The sequence below is a fragment of the Burkholderia sp. BCC1977 genome, assembly GCF_905339595.1.
In the GTDB taxonomy this organism is placed as follows: Bacteria; Pseudomonadota; Gammaproteobacteria; order Burkholderiales; family Burkholderiaceae; genus Burkholderia.
This window is the reverse complement of sequence record NZ_CAJPGQ010000047.1, coordinates 1-16,921: the sequence shown is the minus strand read 5'-3', so window position 1 is coordinate 16,921 and position 16,921 is coordinate 1. Positions and strand designations below refer to the sequence as shown.

Annotated in this window: 13 protein-coding genes; 8 read left to right on the top strand and 5 right to left on the bottom strand. The window is 67.0% G+C overall.

What is annotated here, in order from left to right; all coding sequences use genetic code 11:
- The first annotated feature begins 2 nt into the window (after positions 1–2).
- Together U5771_RS28990 and U5771_RS28985 are read left to right on the top strand one after the other, a co-directional pair.
- Complete coding sequence (locus U5771_RS28990; RefSeq protein ID WP_322027148.1) at positions 3–998, top strand: hypothetical protein; 996 nt, start codon at positions 3–5, stop codon at positions 996–998.
- 141 nt (positions 999–1,139) lie between these two features.
- Positions 1,140–2,666: a hypothetical protein gene (locus tag U5771_RS28985; protein ID WP_322027147.1), complete on the top strand. Its 1,527-nt coding sequence runs from the start codon at positions 1,140–1,142 to the stop codon at positions 2,664–2,666.
- A gap of 172 nt (positions 2,667–2,838) precedes the next feature.
- Here the strand turns inward: U5771_RS28985 and U5771_RS28980 are convergent, their stop codons facing one another.
- Positions 2,839–3,573 (bottom strand): ABC transporter substrate-binding protein, encoded by a 735-nt coding sequence (locus U5771_RS28980; RefSeq protein ID WP_322027146.1) that lies wholly within the window; start codon positions 3,571–3,573, stop codon positions 2,839–2,841.
- A gap of 163 nt (positions 3,574–3,736) precedes the next feature.
- Positions 3,737–4,030, bottom strand: coding sequence for an antibiotic biosynthesis monooxygenase family protein (locus tag U5771_RS28975; RefSeq protein WP_322027187.1), 294 nt, complete (start codon positions 4,028–4,030; stop codon positions 3,737–3,739).
- A 208-nt stretch (positions 4,031–4,238) separates the two neighbouring features.
- Here U5771_RS28975 and U5771_RS28970 point away from each other — a divergent pair, with 208 nt between their 5' ends.
- Together U5771_RS28970 and U5771_RS28965 are read left to right on the top strand one after the other, a co-directional pair.
- The gene (locus tag U5771_RS28970) at positions 4,239–5,654 is read left to right on the top strand and encodes an HD domain-containing phosphohydrolase (RefSeq protein WP_322027145.1); all 1,416 of its coding nucleotides are present in this window, start codon (positions 4,239–4,241) and stop codon (positions 5,652–5,654) included.
- Positions 5,655–5,744: 90 nt separating this feature from the next.
- Positions 5,745–7,517, top strand: a complete 1,773-nt coding sequence (locus U5771_RS28965; RefSeq protein ID WP_322027144.1) for a histidine kinase — start codon at positions 5,745–5,747, stop codon at positions 7,515–7,517.
- Positions 7,518–7,616: 99 nt separating this feature from the next.
- On the opposite strand, the gene U5771_RS28960 is transcribed toward U5771_RS28965, so the two are convergent.
- The 3 genes from U5771_RS28960 to U5771_RS28950 form a co-directional block, all read right to left on the bottom strand.
- Entirely contained in the window at positions 7,617–9,065 is a 1,449-nt protein-coding gene (locus U5771_RS28960) for an aldehyde dehydrogenase family protein (RefSeq protein ID WP_322027143.1), read from the bottom strand.
- Between the two features lie 3 nt (positions 9,066–9,068).
- Positions 9,069–10,172 (bottom strand): tartrate dehydrogenase, encoded by a 1,104-nt coding sequence (locus tag U5771_RS28955; RefSeq protein ID WP_322027142.1) that lies wholly within the window; start codon positions 10,170–10,172, stop codon positions 9,069–9,071.
- A gap of 313 nt (positions 10,173–10,485) precedes the next feature.
- Positions 10,486–11,406, bottom strand: coding sequence for a LysR family transcriptional regulator (locus tag U5771_RS28950; RefSeq protein ID WP_322027141.1), 921 nt, complete (start codon positions 11,404–11,406; stop codon positions 10,486–10,488).
- 397 nt (positions 11,407–11,803) lie between these two features.
- On the opposite strand from U5771_RS28950, the gene U5771_RS28945 reads away from it, so the two are divergent.
- From U5771_RS28945 to U5771_RS28930, 4 genes are all read left to right on the top strand, one after another.
- On the top strand, positions 11,804–13,132 hold the full coding sequence (locus tag U5771_RS28945) for an MFS transporter (protein WP_322027140.1): 1,329 nt from the start codon (positions 11,804–11,806) through the stop codon (positions 13,130–13,132).
- Positions 13,133–13,192: 60 nt separating this feature from the next.
- Positions 13,193–14,095, top strand: a complete 903-nt coding sequence (locus U5771_RS28940; protein WP_322027139.1) for an NAD(P)-dependent oxidoreductase — start codon at positions 13,193–13,195, stop codon at positions 14,093–14,095.
- 433 nt (positions 14,096–14,528) lie between these two features.
- A complete protein-coding gene (locus U5771_RS28935; RefSeq protein ID WP_322027138.1) occupies positions 14,529–15,371 on the top strand; it encodes a glycosyltransferase family 32 protein in 843 nt (280 codons plus the stop codon).
- Positions 15,368–16,921, top strand: a 1,554-nt coding sequence (locus U5771_RS28930; RefSeq protein WP_322027137.1) for a glycosyltransferase family 25 protein, incomplete at its 3' end; no start/stop codon positions are given. The genes U5771_RS28935 and U5771_RS28930, both read left to right, overlap by 4 nt.

The window sequence follows — 16,921 nt, the reverse complement described above, 5'->3', positions numbered from 1 at the left end:
TCATGGCGCGCATGCTCATCGCCCCGCCGGCGGATGCCGGGCTCGCGGCCGCGATCCGGTCGGGCGAGCGGCTCGTCGAGCGCGCGACCGCGCACGGCCTCGCGTTCGCGCTCGACCAGCTCGGCGACATCGCGATCCCCAATCCCGTTGCCGCACGCGTCGACAAGGCGCAGCTGCGGGCGCTCGCGTCGCTCTATCTGGCGGCCGATCTCGAGCCCGCGGGCGTGATCCCCGCGGTCGAGGCGCTCGCCGGCCTGTCCGCGAGCGGTGCCGTGGGCGTCGATCTCGGCGGCGCGGAGCCGCTGGTCGCCAACTGGTGGCGCCATCGTGCCGAGAAGCTTGCGGCCGGCGAGCGTGCGGCGTTCTATTCGCGCTTGTTCGGCACCGCGTACGGCCCGGCGGCCGCGGATGCCGGGCGCAACCTCCAGTTCGAGGAGTGCATGCTCGAGCTTTGCGAGGCGCTCTACAAGCTCGACGAGACGCCGGGCGCCGAGCCGCGCGGGGATCTCGGGCATCAGGCGCGGGTCCGCAATGCCGCCCGCGCGCTCGCGCAGAACCTCGGCGCCGCCTGTACCGGCGTGACCGCGTTCATGGCCGGCGAGATCGTCGGGATGCTCAGGGACGCGTTCGCGATCCTCGGCCATGCCGACCTGCGTCAAGGCTTCGCCGCGCGCGACATCTGGGGCGTGGTTTCCGGCATCGGCCGGCTCTCGCGACAGCCGCCGCGCCAGCCCGCGGCCTATGTCCGGCGCGGCAAGGCGGGGATGACCGTGATCGCGTGGCTGGCGGACGTCGCGGATGGGCTGGACGGCGCGTCGCCGCTGCTGGGCACCGACCATCCGGTGATCGCCTCCGCCGCCGACTGGCTCGAGGCGACGCTCAGCCTCGGCGAGAAACCCGACGGCCCGGCGCCTGCCGTCCCGGACGATGGCCGCGCCGTGCCGCCGGCTTCGCGGCCGGCCGCACCGGGAAACCCGTGGGCGGCACTCGGAAACTGACATGAAACCGCGTCGCTCAGGCCGTCGCGATACGGGCGGCACACCCCGGGTGCCGACGGCGGCCGACGTGCCGTCGCCATCCCGGCCGCGCGCCACGCGTCGCCGAACGCGCGATGCGCGAGGCGCGGCGGAGCCGCCGAGATGACGGCAACCGCGCACCTTGCGCGCTCGCCGGTGCCGCGGCCCGACGTTCGCCACCGTGTCCGCGAACTGCTGTCCGCGCAGCAGGGCTTCGGCGCGCTCGACCCGGCCACGCGCCGCGATCTCGCGTCAGGCCTGGCACGGATCGGTTCGCTGGCGCTCGACCACGACGAACGCGCGGCGCGTCCCGGCACGACGCTGGCTGTCGCGCAGAACGCGGGCTCGGAGTATTCGGGCACCGCCATCGACCGGATGGCCGGCACCACCCGCGCGGTGCTCAACGCGGTGTCGTTCCCGCGCTTCGTGACCGAGCTGATCACGGGTGTCTTCAAGGCGATGAACGATTCGAACCAGCAGCAGCTGACCGCGTTCGTCGACCTGATCCGCAATGTCGCGCAGACCACCGAAGGCTTCGCGGACAGCAACGTCGGCATCGCCGGCGCGCGGCAGTGGCTGGCCGAGCATTTCCCCACCGCCTACGAGGTCACCGGCGACGACGAGGCCGCGGACGACGCCGACGAACTGGCGGGCCTGGCGCCGGACGAGCGCCGCCAGCGCCAGCAGGAACTGCAGGCCGAGCGCGATGCGTCGACCCGGCTGGCGTTGCGCGCGGGCGCGACCCCGCCGGCGGAAGCGGCGCTGCGCACCGCGCTGGGACTGGGGCCGGGCGATGCGGTGACGGCCGCCGATCCCGAGCGCCTGGTGCCGCTCGCCCAGCAGGTGCTGGCCCGTAACCGCCAGCAGTTGCTCGCGACGATGGTGCAGATGGGTTTGCAGCGCATCGTCATCGAGAGCGGGCGGCTCAACGCCGCGATGAATTTCCATATCGACGCGAGCAGCGCCGCCGCCAACGACCGCGGCTCGCAATTCGACACGCGCAACACGGTGGGCGTGAGCGGGGGCGCGCGCTTCGGGCCGTGGGGCGCGGAGGCCAGTGTGCAGAGCACGATCGGCTACGTGTCGACCGACCGGACCCAGACGACCGAGAGTTCGCACGCCGACGTGAACCTGAGCAGCGGCGTCGAACTGGTGTTTCGTACGGATTACGTACCGTTGAACCGGCTGGCGGGCGTGGGCGACGTCGAACGCATCCGCGTCAATACGATCAATCCGGATGCGGAAGCGGCGCGCCTGTCCGCCGATCGTGCCGCTCGGCGCGGCGCCGAACAGGCCGACATGGCCGCGCGCCGGACCTCGCTGGACAGCGGGCTGCGCGCACCGCCGGCCGTCGGTCCTGCGGGTTCGGGGGCGGTGGGTTCGGGGGCGGTGGGTTCGGGGGCGGCGGGATCGGGGTCGGCGGGATCGGGATCGGCGACTTCAGGATCAGCAGCGTCAGGCTCGGCAGGGGGCGGGCACACCAGCCAACCCGCCTCGTCGCCGCCGAATCCGGCGCCTGCTTCCGCGCCCGTGCCGCAGTCGCCTGCCGGGTCGGGCACCGCGGCGTCCCCGTCGCCCGCGCACCCCGCGACGGCCGCACCGCGATCGCCTGCCGGCGCGACGGCAGCGGGACACCGCGCCGCGTCATGAACGGGCGCACCGACGGCCATTCGCGAAACCCCGGGTCGCGCCGATTCCGGTCGATGACGACGTTCAGCCGCCGCGCGAGCGACGTGTCGAGTGCCAGGTGGCGCCGGGTTGTCGACCGGCAGCGCCGGCCTGGCGCGACGGCGTCGTCGGGAACACGTGACGTGCGTGCCGATCAGGCAAGCGGCGCGACCGACGCACCGGCGATGCCATGCCGCCGCAGCGAATCCGCGACGAAGCCCGACGCCTTCATCTCCTCGACGAATTGGCCGAGCACCGCCGCAGCCGCTTCGCCGCGGCTCTTCGGCACGCCCATCGCCTGACGGATCACCATGAAGCGCTCGTCGAGCAGGCGCAGGCCCTTGGTTTTCGCCGCGTCGGCTTCGAGCTGCTGCTTCACGCCGGCCGCGACTTCGAGCTGCTGGTCGACGAAGGTCGGCACGACGGCCGGAGACGTCGGCGCGCGCACGATTTGCGCGGCCTTCAGTTCGCGCGTGAGGAACAGGTCGTACGCGCTGCCCTTGCCGACGGCCAAACGGTTGTGCGGCTGGTCGACGTCCGCATTGCCGCGGATCGGCGAATCGTCGCGCACCAGATAGAAGCCTTCGATCAGTACATAGGGCTCGGTGAACGCAACCGTTTCGCCGCGCAGCGGATCGACGGCGAAGAAACCGAAATCGGCGCGCTCCTCGCTCAGCGCCTGCACCGACTTGCCGGCCGCATCGAACACCACGAGTTCGAGCTCGGCCGACAGCCGCTCGGCGAACGCACGCGCGAGGTCGATCGACACGCCGAAAGGCTCGCCCGTCGCCGGGTCGCGGTTCGCGAGGATCGGGTTGCCGAGATTGATCGACGCGCGCAGCTTGCCGGTCGGGGTGAATGCGGAGAGGACGGAAGGATCGACGGTCATGAAAGGGCTCGCGGTAATCGGGGGCACGGGAATGCCGGGCGGTCGGGGGACGAGGTCTCGTGCCGCGGCGCGAGCGAGAACGATGTGTTGACGGGTGAAAGGGACACCCGCCAGCGTCGTCCGGCGTCGTTGCGCCGAGACATCGATTCGGTTGTCGCGTTGCTTACTTCACCGCGACTTCCGTATGCACGACTTGCGGCGGGCTCTTGAAGAACGGCCCGGCCAGTTGCCGCCACGCCTGGAAGTCTTCCGATTGCCGGAAGTGCACCATGTGGTCGTCGACGGTGTCCCATTTGACGACGAGCAGGTAACCGCCGCTGCGCTCGATCACGCGGTGCAGCTCGGCGCCGCCGCAGCCGCGCGCACGGGCGAACAGCGGAAGTGCCTGGCGAACCGCGGCTTCAAACGGCTCGGCCTGCGACGGATCGATTTCGAGCGATGCCATTTCCAGAATCATGAAAGCTCCATACGGGTTGAATGATGCGGCGCGGCGCGCCTCGATCCGCGCGTTCCGCAACGATACCGGAAGTCGGCAGCGCGCGTCCCGGCCAGCCGGTTGCGGCGCTGCCGGGCTACTCAGGCGAATCAGCGTTTTCCCCAATATGGAATATGCGGCACGCGCCGATGTCACAGAGGTGGTGAAGATAAACAATCCGAGGCCAACCATGACGATATCCGCGATATCCGCGACAAACGGAACGAACGTTGCACCACCCGAAACGATCGCCGAAGCCGCATCCGAGACCGCCGCCGCCGTCCCGTCGATTCTGCTGGTCGACGATGAACCGAGTGTGCTGTCCGCGCTCAAGCGCGTGTTGCGGCCCGCGCACTACGAAGTCCTGACCGCCGAAAGCGGGGAAGCCGCGCTCGACATCCTGGCGTCGACCGAAGTCGACCTGATCGTGTCCGACATGCGCATGCCGACCATGAGCGGCGCCGCGTTTCTCGCACGGGCCCGCTCGCTGTACCCGGACACGATGCGTATCCTGCTGACCGGCTATGCCGACGTTGCGTCGATCGTGGCGGCCGTCAACGAAGGCGGCGTGTATCGCTATCTGAACAAGCCGTGGGACGATCACGACCTGCTGATGACCCTCGAGCAGGCGCTCGAGCAGCGGCGCCTGCGCGGCGAAGCCGCGCGGCTGGCCGCGCTGGCCGACGCGCGGAACGAAGCATTGCGCCGGTTCAACGCGGAACTCGAAACACAGGTGCGCGCGCGCACCGAGGAACTGGGGCAAACCGTGATGTTTCTCGAAGCGGCGCAGCACGACCTGAAAAGCAGTTTCACCGCGATGGTCCAGGTGTGCGCGAGCATGATCGAGATGCGCTGCGGGTCGGCGAGCGGCCATGCGATGCGCGTCGGCGAGATCGCGCGCCGTCTCGCGCTGTCGGCCGGAATGAGCAGCCTGCACGCGCAGGACGTGTATTTCGCGGGACTGCTGCACGGCATCGGCAAGCTGTCGCTGCCCGACGAGCTGCTGCACAAGCCGCTCGTCAAGATGACGACGGACGAACACAGCCTGTTCCAGCAACATCCGCTGCGCGCGCAGATGGTGCTCACGCCGGTCGCGCAATTGCACAAGGTCGCGTCGATCGTGCTGCACCAGTACGAGCGGTTCAACGGGCGCGGCACGCCCGACGGGCTGGCGGGCGACGCGATCCCGCTCGGCTCGCGGATCGTCGCGATCGCGCGCGACTTCGAGGGATTGCGCCACGGCGAGATCGGTTCGCCGCATTCGGTTGAGCAGGCGATCGACGTGCTGCACTCGCAGGCCGGCGTGCGTTACGACCCGCTGCTCGTCGCGCGCTTCATCGAGCTGACGCGGAATCCGGCGAGCCTCGGCATCGCGGCGTCCGTCGCGGAGATGCGGTCCGCGCAATTGCGCGAAGGCATGCAGCTCGCCGACGATCTGCTCACGCATCGCGGGGTGCTGCTGATGACGAAGGGCAGCGTGATGACGGCGCACCAGATCGAGCTCGTGCGCCGCTTCGAGGCACGCGAAGGCACGTCGTTCGACATTCTCGTGCTGACCGGCGCTGTCGCGTCGACGCAGGCGCCGGCCGACACGCCGCCTGCCTGACATCCAGCACGACCACACGACCGCACGGCCGTGGCGCGCGATCGACCGCGCGTCGCGGCAACGCGTTCAATTCGACCGGGGCGCTCGATCATGCATGGCACCTACAACCTGCTGCTGGTCCTGCTGTCGCTCGTCATCGCGACGCTGGCCTCCTATACGGCGCTCGACCTGGCCGCGTTCATTTCGCTGCTCGACAACCCGAGGCTCAAGCGCGCGTGGCTGGCGGGCGGCGCAGCCGCGATGGGCACCGGGATGTGGTCGATGCATTTCGTCGGCATGCTGGCGCTGTCGCTGCCGATCCCGCTCGGCTATGCGCTGCCGGATACCGGCGCGTCGCTGGCGATCGCGGTGCTCGTGTCGTATTTCGCGCTGAACGTCGTCACGCGTGCGCGGTTGAGCCGCCGGCGCCTGCTGGCGGGCGGCGCGCTGATGGGCGCCGGGATCGTGGGGATGCATTACACGGGCATGGCCGCGATGCGCATGGCGCCGGACATTCACTACGATCCGGCGCTGTTCGCGGCGTCGATCGGCGTGGCCGTGATCGCGTCGACCGCCGCGCTCTGGATGGCGCAGACGTTGCGCGCGCAACAGGCGCGCCATGCGACCGCGCAACGCATCGGCGCCGCGCTGATCATGGGCATCGCCATCACGGGCATGCACTACACCGCAATGGCGGCCGCGCATTTCGCGCCGGATGCGCGATGCGGCGCCGCGAACGGCATCGATGCGCCGTGGCTCGCGACGACCATTGCGCTGTTCACGACGGCGACGCTGATCGTCACGCTGCTCGTCTGCCGCTTCGATGCGCGCACGACCTTTCTGCGCGGCATGACGGACACGCTCGAACGGCTGGTGCGAGTGCGGACGGCGGAACTCGAAACGGCATTGCGGCGCTACGAGCAGACGACGGCGATGCTGCAGCGCACGCGCGAGAACATGGTGACCGAGATCGACGAGCGCCGGGCGGCGCAGAGTCGGCTCGAACAGGAGAAGGACGAACAGCGGCGCCTGCTGCGGGCGCTAGAGGAAACCCACGTGCAGTTGCTGCAATCGGAAAAACTGGCATCGATCGGCCAGCTCGCGGCCGGCGTCGCGCACGAAATCAACAATCCGATCGGCTTCATCAGCGCAAACCTCAATACGCTGAGGACGTGGGTGCGAAGCCTGCTGGACGTGATCGCCGCGCATGACGCCGCGCTGCCGCAGCTGGAACCCGCGGCGCGCGACGCCTTGACGGCGCAGCGCGTCGCGGCCGATCTCGACTACGTGCGCGACGAGATCGTGACGCTGATCGACGAATCGATCGATGGCGCGGTGCGGGTGCGCCGCATCGTGCAGGATCTGCGCGATTTCTCGCGGCCGGGCAGCGGCGAGTGGAGCGTGGCCGATATCCACGCGGGCCTCGAGAGCACGCTCAACGTGGTTCATAACGAGCTCAAGTACAAGGCCGACATCGTGCGGGAGTACGGTGACGTGCCGCAGGTCGAATGCCTGCCGTCGCAGTTGAACCAGGTGTTCATGAACCTGCTCGTCAACGCGGCGCACGCGATGCCGACGCGCGGCGTGATCACGATCCGCACGTCGAGCGACGGCGAGCAGGTGTCGATCGCGATCAGCGATACCGGAACCGGCATGACGCCGGATATCGTCCGACGGATCTTCGATCCGTTCTTCACGACGAAGCCGGTCGGGCAGGGAACGGGGCTGGGGTTGTCGGTGTCGCACGGCATCGTCGAGCGCCATCGCGGCGCAATCGACGTGACGAGCGAGCCGGGGCGCGGCACGACGTTCTGCGTTCGACTGCCGATCCGGCGCGCGGCGGGCAGCGTGGGCGCGGCGGCGGCAGTCGGGCAACGTGCGTGAGCATGACGTGCGGTGCCGTCGTCGCGACCGCCCGCGCCGCCTTTGAAAGAACGTCCCGAACATCGCGATCGCGTCGGGCCTCGCCGCGCGTTGCGGCGGTCAATCGTGCCGGATCGCGATGGTCTTGAGGGCGGTAAAGCCGAGCAACGCTTCAAAGCCTTTCTCGCGACCGTATCCGCTCGCCTTCACGCCGCCGAACGGCAGTTCCACCCCGCCGCCGGCGCCATAGTTGTTGATGAACACCTGTCCGGCCTGCAACTTGCGCGCGAGCCGCAACCCGCGTGCGCCGTCGCGTGTCCAGACGCCCGCGACGAGCCCGTACTGCGTGCCGTTCGCGAGCGCGACGGCCTCGGCTTCGTCCTCGAACGGCATGACGGCGAGCACCGGGCCGAATACCTCTTCCTGCGCGAGCTGGCTCTCGGGCGGGACATCGCGGAACAGCACCGCTTCCTGGTAGTAACCGGCACGCGATGCGCCGGCCGCAATCGTGCCGCGGGCCGCCACGCGAATGCCGTCGGCCTCCGCGCGCTCGACGATGGATCGAACCCGCGCATGCTGCTTCGCGTTGACGAGCGGGCCCATCTCCAGGTTCATCGACGGCGGCCCCGAACGCAGCAACGCAAATTGCCGGCCAAGACGATCGAGAACGTGCTCGTAGAGGCTGCGCTGGACGAGCAGGCGGCTGCCGGCCGAGCAGGTCTGGCCGGCATTCTGCACGATCGCGTTGACGATCACGGGCAGCGCCTGTTCGAGGTCGGCATCCTCGAACAGCAGTTGAGGCGACTTGCCGCCCAGCTCGAGTACCGCGGGACAGTGACGCTCGGCGGCGGCGCGTCCGACCAGCGCGCCCGTTCCGCTCGATCCGGTAAACGAGATGTGACGAATGCCGGCATTGGCCGACAGTGCCGCGCCCGCTTCGGCGCCCAGGCCCGTGACGACGTTGACGGTGCCGGCCGGCAGCCCGGCTTCGGCCGCGATTTCCGCCAGGCGGAGAATGGACAGGCTCGCGTCCTCCGCCGGCTTGACCACGCAGGCGTTGCCGGCGGCGAGCGACGCGCCGACGCTGCGGCCGTAGATCTGCATCGGGTAATTCCACGGAATGATGTGCCCCGTCACGCCGATGGGTTCGCGCACGGTCAATACCGTGAACCCGGCGGTGTACGGCAGCGTGTCGCCATGCAGCTTGTCCACGCATCCGGCGTAGTACTGGAGGTAGCGGGCCAGCACGGCGGCATCGGTGCGCGCCGTATTCAGCGCCTTGCCCGTGTCGCGTGCTTCGAGTTGCGCGAGTTCGTCCCCGTGTTTCAGTACCGCCGCGGCGTACGCGAACAGCAGATTGCTGCGCTCGACCGGCGACAGCCTGGCCCACGGACCGTCGAGCGTCTCGCCCATCGCCCGCTGTGCCGCGGCAACGGCCAGCTGCACGTCGGTCGCGTCGCCGCGGGCGATCGTCGCGAACGGTTCGCCCGTGCTCGGATCGATGACTTCAAGATGCGCGCCGCCGTGCGGCGCGACACGGGCGTTGTCGATGTAGTGGCCGGATTGCATGTCTCATTCCTCGATCGATGCGGGATGGGCGATGGTTTCGGCTATCGCGGCGCCCAGTTCCGCGGTGGTCGCCGTGCCGCCCATGTCGGGGGTACGCGGGCCGGAAACGAGAACGGACTCGATGGCGGTGACGATTTCGGCGGCGGCCGCCTCGTAGCGCGCGTCGCCACGGCCGAGATGCTGGAGCAGCAACGCGGCCGACCAGATCTGGCCGATCGGGTTGGCGATGCCGCGGCCGGCGATGTCGGGCGCCGAGCCGTGCACCGGTTCGAACAGCGACGGAAACCGGCGCTCCGGATTCAGATTGGCCGACGGCGCAATGCCGATCGTGCCGGTGCAGGCGGGCCCCAGGTCCGAGAGGATGTCGCCGAACAGGTTCGATGCGACGACGACATCGAAGCGATCCGGATTCTGGACGAAGTGCGCGCAGAGAATGTCGATGTGGTATTTGCGCGCTTCGATGTCCGGAAAGTGCGTGGCCATCTCGGCGAGGCGCTCGTCCCAGAACGGCATGGTGATCGAGATGCCGTTGGATTTCGTCGCGGCCGTCAACTGCCTGCGCGGGCGCGAGCGGGCGAGTTCGAACGCGAACTTCAGCACCCGGTCGACACCGACGCGCGAGAATACCGACTCCTGCACGGCGATCTCGCGCTCGGTGCCGGCGAACATCCGGCCGCCCACCGACGAATACTCGCCTTCCGTGTTCTCCCGAACGACGATGAAGTCGATGTCGCCGGGGCGGCGTCCGGCGAGCGGCGCGGGCACGCCCGGCATCAGGCGGACCGGGCGCAGGTTGACGTACTGATCGAACTCGCGCCGGATCTTGATCAGCGATTCCCACACGGCGACGTGGTCCTGCACGATGTCGGGCGCGCCGACCGCACCGAAGAAGATCGCATCGTGCCCGCCGATCTGCCGCGCCCAGTCGGCCGGCATCATCGTGCCGTGGCGCACGTAGTGATCGGTGCACCAGTCGCCGAACTCGTCGAATGCCAACGGAATGTCGAAGCGATTCGCGGCAGCGCGCAGCACGCGCATGCCTTCCGGCATCACCTCCTTGCCGATGCCGTCGCCGGCGATGACGGCGATGCGATGTGGGTTCTTCATGTGCGGGAAGCCTCCGTGACGTAGATGGCGTGCCGCAGGGAAGGGGGCATGCAGGAGGCGGGCGGGCGCGAACCGGACAGCGCGTGCGGCGCGGCGAACCGGTCGTTCGCGCGGCGCAATGCCTCGTCCGCGACGCGCCACCCGATCGGATCGAATGGCGCCGGCGTGTCTCCTGCGTCCCTTCCGTCGTGGCAACGGGCGGACGGTTGAATCTGTCCGTCGAATCTACCGTGTCGCCGAGGCGGGAAGGAAGTGCGGATTCGTGAACGGGACCTTCGAAAATCCGCAAGGTGCCGGGCGCGTGCCGGCGGCGTCAGTCGTTCGACGGCTCGGCGTCGCCCGCGGCGAGCGAGGCCGGCGCGAACGACGCCAGAAACTCGAACAGCTTGCGGGTCGGCTGCGGCACGGCTCCCGTGCGGATGCCGACCGACATGACGCGGTTGGCCCACGGATCGTTGAGGCGGATGAAGCGCAGGCGCATGGGTTCGCGAAAGAGCGCGACGGCGCGCTCCGGCAGGATGCCGATGCCCTGTCCCGCGGCAATCAGCCGGCACATGGCTTCGAAGCTCTGCACCTGGACGCGGAAGCGGACCGATTTGCCGAGCAGCGCGGCTTCCCTGACGAGCGAACGCGTGAGCTCCGAGCGGTCGTCCAGCGCGACCAGGTCGTGCTCGAGCAACGCGCTGAAATCGATCGAGTCGCCGGTCAGGCTGTAGTCCTCGGGCACGACCACGCTCGCCCGGTCCATGCAGTAGGGCGCGAGGTGGATCCCTTCGGTCGCGGTCCGGGACGTGACGATCCCGACGTCTGCCCGGCCTTCGCGCAGCGCCTGCAGGATGTCGGCGCTTCTCAGCTCGCTGATCTGCAGCTTGATGTCGCGGTAGCGCTGCGAGAATTCGCGCAATTGATCGGGAAGGTCCTGGCTGATCGCCGAGATGTTGGCAAATACCCGGACCCGGCCGATCGAGCCTTTCGTATAGTCGGACAGCTCGCTGTAGATCGCATCCGTGCGCAGCAGCAGATCGGTCGCATGGCGCAACAGGGCCTCGCCGGCGGGGGTGAGTTCGACGCCGGCCACCGTGCGGTTCAGGAGCACCACGCGAAAGTGATGCTCGAGCAGCGCGATCCGGCGGCTGGCGGTGGACAGCGACATGTGAGACTGCTGCGCGGCGCGGGACAGGCTGCCCAGCTCGGCGGCACGGACGAACAGGGCGAGTGACGTGAGATCGAACAAGCGTGGGCTCCCATTGACGCTTGCGGAAGTATGTCACTCCTCCACGCCCGCCATCGCGTCGAGCGCTTCGGGGCTAACCCTGACCGGCAGCCGATGCTGCGCCGCACAGCGCGATGCGCCCGTCACGCCGGGACAAAGACGTCGAGGGCGCAAGCGGCGGCTAGAATGCATCGTTTCGATGCTTGTGCATCGCACCGTGCGCTGGCCGGAGGGCGCGTGCATTCGAGATTTTCGAAGTGCCGCTTGAAGGATTTCGCATATCGGCCGATTCCGGCAGCCGGTAGATTCGAACGGCCCCTCTCGCACACACCGATCTCGACAGCGCGCGCACGCGCTGCGACGCAGGCATGCAGCGCAGGCGAGCGGGGCCATCCAGAAAAAACTTTCGGAGACAAACGTGGAAATCGACGCGACCTGCAGCCCGGGAGGCATCGCAACACCGGTATCGGCGGACAACCTCGCGCAGGAGGACCGGCTGTTTCGCCGGCTGGCGCTGCAAATCCTGCCGATCCTGATGTTCGCCTACGTCACTTCGTATATCGACCGCGTCAACGTCAGCTTCGCCAAACTGCAGATGAGCGAGCATCTGGGGTTCTCCGACGCGGTGTTCGGCTTCGGTGCCGGGATATTCTTTCTCGGCTACGTGATCTTCGAGGTGCCCAGCAACATGCTGCTGGTGCGGGTCGGGCCGCGGCGCTGGATCACGCGGATCGTCGTGTCCTGGGGCATCGTGTCGGGGCTGACGGCTTTCGTTTCCACGCCGATGCAGTTCTACGTGATGCGTTTCCTGCTGGGTGTCGCCGAGGCCGGATTCATCCCGGCCATCGTCCTTTACATGACCCGCTCGTTCCCGCGCCATCGCCGCGCGCGAATCCTGTCGCTGTTCTACGCCGCCCTTGCGCTGGCGGGCTTGATCGGATCGCCGCTGACCGGTTTCATTCTTCAGTATTTCGACGGCGCGCTGCAGATTCCGGGCTGGAAGTGGATCTTCATCCTCGAGTCGCTGCCGGCATTCGTGGCCGCCCTTTACGTGTGGAAAGGGCTCGACGACGACGTGACGCTCAGCGACCGCTATTCCCAGGCAGACCGCGCGACCCTGGCACGCGTGCTGTCGGACGACCGTGCGGCGACCGAGGCGGCGAGTCACAAGGGCCTCTTCTCGAGCTGGCTGGTCTGGGCGTTCTGCGTGATCTACTTTCTCGATGTCTTCGCCATTTACGGTTACACGTTCTGGGCGCCGACGATGATCAAGCAGATGGGCATCGGGAGCGACTTCGTCATCGGCTTGCTGGCCGCGCTGCCCAACGCCGTGGCCGTGCTCGTGATGGTGTCGTTCGGCCGCAGCGCGGACCGTCGCGGCCACCGGCGCCTGCACGTTGCGGCGCTCCTTCTGATGGGCGCAGCCGGGCTCGGGCTGTCGGTCATCTGGCGCGACCAGCTGTGGCTCGGCATGTTCGCGCTCTGCATCGCGAACGCCGGACTCATCTCGTTTCCGCCGCTGTTCTGGAGCATGCCCACGACCGCGCTCGGCACCGCATCGGTGTCGATGGGCATCGCCGTGATCAGTTCGTTCGGCAACCTCGGCGGCTTCTTCGGGCCCTATGCGGTCGGCTATCTGAAGCAGGTGTCGGGCGGCCTCGCCGCACCGCTGTTCCTGATGGTCGGCTGCCTGTTGCTGGGCCTGATTCTCACGATGCTCTTGCCCGCACGCCTGGTCGATCGATGAGGGCTGACCCTTTCGCCGCGGCCATGGCGCCGCGGCGCCATCCTTTTTGACGGAAACCACATGAAACAACAGATTGGCCTGATCGGCGTCGGCTTGATGGGACACGGCATCGCGCGCAACGTGCTGAAACACGGTTATCCGCTCACGGTCGTCGAGCATCCCGGTAACCAGCCGCTCGACGAGCTGTTGCGCGGCGGCGTACGGACCGTGAAGACGGCGCGCGAGCTGGCTTTGGCAGCGGACGTCGTCATCCTCTGCGTGACGGGTTCGCCGGAGGTGGAAGCGGTCCTCACCGGTGAGCAGGGCGTGTTGGCCGGGTTGAAGGACAACGCGATCGTCGTGGACTGTTCGACTGCCGTGCCGGATTCGACCGTCAGGATGGCGCGGCTCGTCGAAGCAGCCGGCGGCCGTCTCGTCGACGCGCCGATGACGCGCGGCGCCCGGGAGGCGCACGAAGGGCGGCTGAACCTGCTGGTCGGCGCGACGCCCGGGTTGTTCGACGAGATACGACCGGTGCTCGCGTGTTTCGCGGAAAACATCACGCGTGTCGGCGATCTCGGCGCCGGCCACAGCATGAAGCTGCTGCACAACTATGTGTCGCTCGGAACCATTGCACTGCTGTCGGAAGCCGTTGCCTGTGCGAAAAGATCGGGTGTGGATACGGCGGTGCTCGCCGAAGTACTCGCAAACGGCGGCGGCGGCGGGGTGGCGCTGAACCGGCTGCTCCCGTTCCTGCAGACTGGCGACACGTCGAGCCTGCCGTTTCACATGGCGAACGCGTTCAAGGACCTGTCCTATTACTCGGCGATGGCGGAAGGCGTCGACGCGGCCCATGCCATTGCCAGCGCGGTCACGCATACCTACCGGGACGCTGTTGCCAGCGCCGGCGCACATTGTCCGGTTCTCAAACTGTCCGATGTGCTCGCGGCGACGGGCGCGCACGAGGAGGGAGGCGCGCGGTAGCGGGACGTCGGCCGTGTCGATGCAACGGTTGGGGCGTGTGCTCGAGGGTGGCTGTCGTCGCGGTTCGTCCAGGTGATTCGGCGCACGTCGGCGGGACATGGGTGGGGCATTTTTCTCGGTTCTTCGTGGATTTGCGGGGACGTCGTTTGCCGACCCGTTGCTGCCATTCGTGATTTGCCCGCAGGCACCTGCTGTGCAGCGATAGCGGACGTTGGTCGGTCCACGCACGCCCCACGAGCGTGCCTCGGTTTCTTCAGCGAGATTCCGGGGGGCATACAACCGCGCGCGCGGCATGCACCGTGGCAGCAACAGGCGATAGCGCGCGCATGTCTCAACGACACCACATCGTTTGATCGCGCAGGAATTTTTTCGCCCGAGCGAATCACACTTGCTGTTACAACTCTAATCCGACGAACAACGGACCCGAGAACCCATGCACCTCGAAGACGACAGCCCCGGCCATCACCTGCAACGATCAGACTTCATTCGACGGCTTGTTCAAGCACCACCACCATCAACGGCCCCGGACAATCAGGGACCATCAATTCCCAGGCGAATCGTGCAGTACTGGCATGACTTGCAGGCGCTGCCTGCTGACGTGCTGGAGTGCATGGATTCTTGGTCGAGGTGGGGATCACGCGGATTCGAATACCGTGTCTTCGATGCGCGTAGCGCGGCTCGCTTCATTGAACAATCGCTGGGAAGGGAGCATCTGCGGGCGTTCATGCGCTGCTACCACCCCGCGATGCAGGCAGACTACTTCCGATTGTGCTATCTCGTCATCAATGGAGGAATGTACGTCGATGCCGATGACGTGTGCATCGCCAAGGACATCTCGGAGCTGTTCGTCGGGAACGGCGTTAAGGTTCAGCCACTTTGCTACGACATCGCTGCGGACTCGATGGTTCAGTGCGAGGTCTTCCTGCAAGCTGGAACCAACCGGGACGGGTTGATTTTCTACGTCAATAACAACCCGTTGATCGCTTGCGAGGGAGACCCCATCATCAGTCGAGCACTTGAGCGTGCAACCCTGCGCTTGAACTTCGCAGCCGAGGGTGAGCTGCTGGAGATTCAATCAACTACCGGCCCGGGCAACCTGTCGCGCATCATCTTCGAGATGGGCGCGCAATGCCTTGATGAGCACCGGCTGACCGTACTTCGGACCTGGGACTCGATCGGCATATCCAAGTGGCCGCTGAGCTATCGTTCCGACGGGAGAAACTGGCGAATATCAAATGGAAAGCGGTTTGCCTTTGATGGGGAGGGGGCACCATGAACCTCTTCGAGCCGCTGAGGGGCATCCGCCACCTATTGCACACCATGTTCTTGCGCTTGCGCGTGCTGTTGCCGAAACAAAAGGCATACGCGTTCGGCCCAGTGGGCGGAGCTTACCCGGGCAGAATCAGCGACATCTATGTGATCAATCTAGATCGGCAGCCGCAGCGCTTGGTGGCTGTTTCCCGAGAGCTGGACCGCATCGTGGATTGCACGGGGCAACCACTGTCAAAGCGACTCATCCGGCATGCAGCCTGCGACGCGCGGGCCCTACCGGCCGCAACGCTTGCTGGTGTCGATATCGAGCCCTACTACACGCTTGCGGATCAATTGTCCGTCGACCCGTACCCACAGGTTCTACCGGACACGTTCGATCTGACTCGCGAGATCCGAATGAGCAATGCAGAAATTGCGGTGGCTCAATCGCACATTGACATCTGGAAGAAGGTAGCCAGTTCTAAGGCATCGTACACGTTGGTGCTGGAGGATGACGTTTGGTTCGAACAGAGCTTTGGCCGCCTTGTCGACACGGCGTGGCAGGAGATGCGGGAGAGCGACGGGACCGATCCTGACTTTGACGTGCTCTACCTGTCGTTCAAAGAGGTGAAGCACGGTGCTCCCAAGGTTGCGCTCTCGCGCAGCGTCTTTCGACCGGAGCGCGGGCTTTGGTATCTCTCGGGCTATGTGCTGTCCAAGCGCGGCGCTCAGCGGCTTCTTGCACGCCTGCCGTGCCGCGGACCAGTCGACCTTTGGATCAACCAGCAGTTCACAGTGACAGACGTTCGCGCGCTGCGCCGCTCTGTCATCCCTCAGCGCGTCGATCTGCTGTCCACGAACTCCTACTCAATTCTCCCCGTCTTGAGCCAGATCGGGGTTCTTTCCGATACAACGCCTGGGACGTTCCATCAGCGTCCCACGGAAACACCGGTGTTTGCCTTTGGCTCTCGGAACACTGGCCTATCCTCCCTGGCTATGGCCTTGTCTATGCTGGGCTATCGCTGCTGCAGCGACTTGGACGACCTTCCGCCTGTGGAGAGAGGTCGCTTGCTTCGAGGTCAGCATGGACGCGTTTTTGATGCCTACGTCAATGTCGCGGCGCTTGAGCCCCACATCGCGCAGCTCAAGGAAAGGTATCCCGGGGCGAAGTTCATCTTCGTCGGCGAGATCCCGAAGAACTTACCGCTGCCCCCTGAGAGCGTCTTGCACCAGCGTGCCTTTCCCGAGGGCTGGGTAGAACTGTGCGAGTACTTGCGCATGCCGCCACCCAGTGCTAGCTATCCTTGCGTTGCGGAGCGAGGCGTTCGTCGTCTTCGCCCTCCTCCGCCCGCAGGTGAAAGACTGGCAAGAGGCAAGCGGCTGGAGCACGATGTTTCGCCGTGGGTTGCCCCGTCATCGCGCCACTGGCACGGTATCGACGTGGAGCTATGCGAGCCTGGGCCGTGGTCGGAGGCATCTCGCGCCCGGTTTGACGACCAGTTGAGCGAACTAGACGCGTCTCGTTGGCTGTCGCGCGACGATACGTTCCCCGGGAACCTTGCACTCTTTAGGCCT

Excerpts from the sequence above, each read along its gene's own strand:
- U5771_RS28960 (WP_322027143.1), bottom strand. The coding sequence starts at position 9,065 with ATGCAATCCGGCCACTACATCGACAACGCCCGTGTCGCGCCGCACGGC.
- U5771_RS28980 (WP_322027146.1), bottom strand. The coding sequence starts at position 3,573 with ATGACCGTCGATCCTTCCGTCCTCTCCGCATTCACCCCGACCGGCAAG.
- U5771_RS28955 (WP_322027142.1), bottom strand. The coding sequence starts at position 10,172 with ATGAAGAACCCACATCGCATCGCCGTCATCGCCGGCGACGGCATCGGC.
- U5771_RS28990 (WP_322027148.1), top strand. The coding sequence starts at position 3 with ATGGCGCGCATGCTCATCGCCCCGCCGGCGGATGCCGGGCTCGCGGCC.
- U5771_RS28975 (WP_322027187.1), bottom strand. The coding sequence starts at position 4,030 with ATGATTCTGGAAATGGCATCGCTCGAAATCGATCCGTCGCAGGCCGAG.
- U5771_RS28940 (WP_322027139.1), top strand. The coding sequence starts at position 13,193 with ATGAAACAACAGATTGGCCTGATCGGCGTCGGCTTGATGGGACACGGC.
- U5771_RS28985 (WP_322027147.1), top strand. The coding sequence starts at position 1,140 with ATGACGGCAACCGCGCACCTTGCGCGCTCGCCGGTGCCGCGGCCCGAC.
- U5771_RS28965 (WP_322027144.1), top strand. The coding sequence starts at position 5,745 with ATGCATGGCACCTACAACCTGCTGCTGGTCCTGCTGTCGCTCGTCATC.
- U5771_RS28970 (WP_322027145.1), top strand. The coding sequence starts at position 4,239 with ATGACGATATCCGCGATATCCGCGACAAACGGAACGAACGTTGCACCA.
- U5771_RS28935 (WP_322027138.1), top strand. The coding sequence starts at position 14,529 with ATGCACCTCGAAGACGACAGCCCCGGCCATCACCTGCAACGATCAGAC.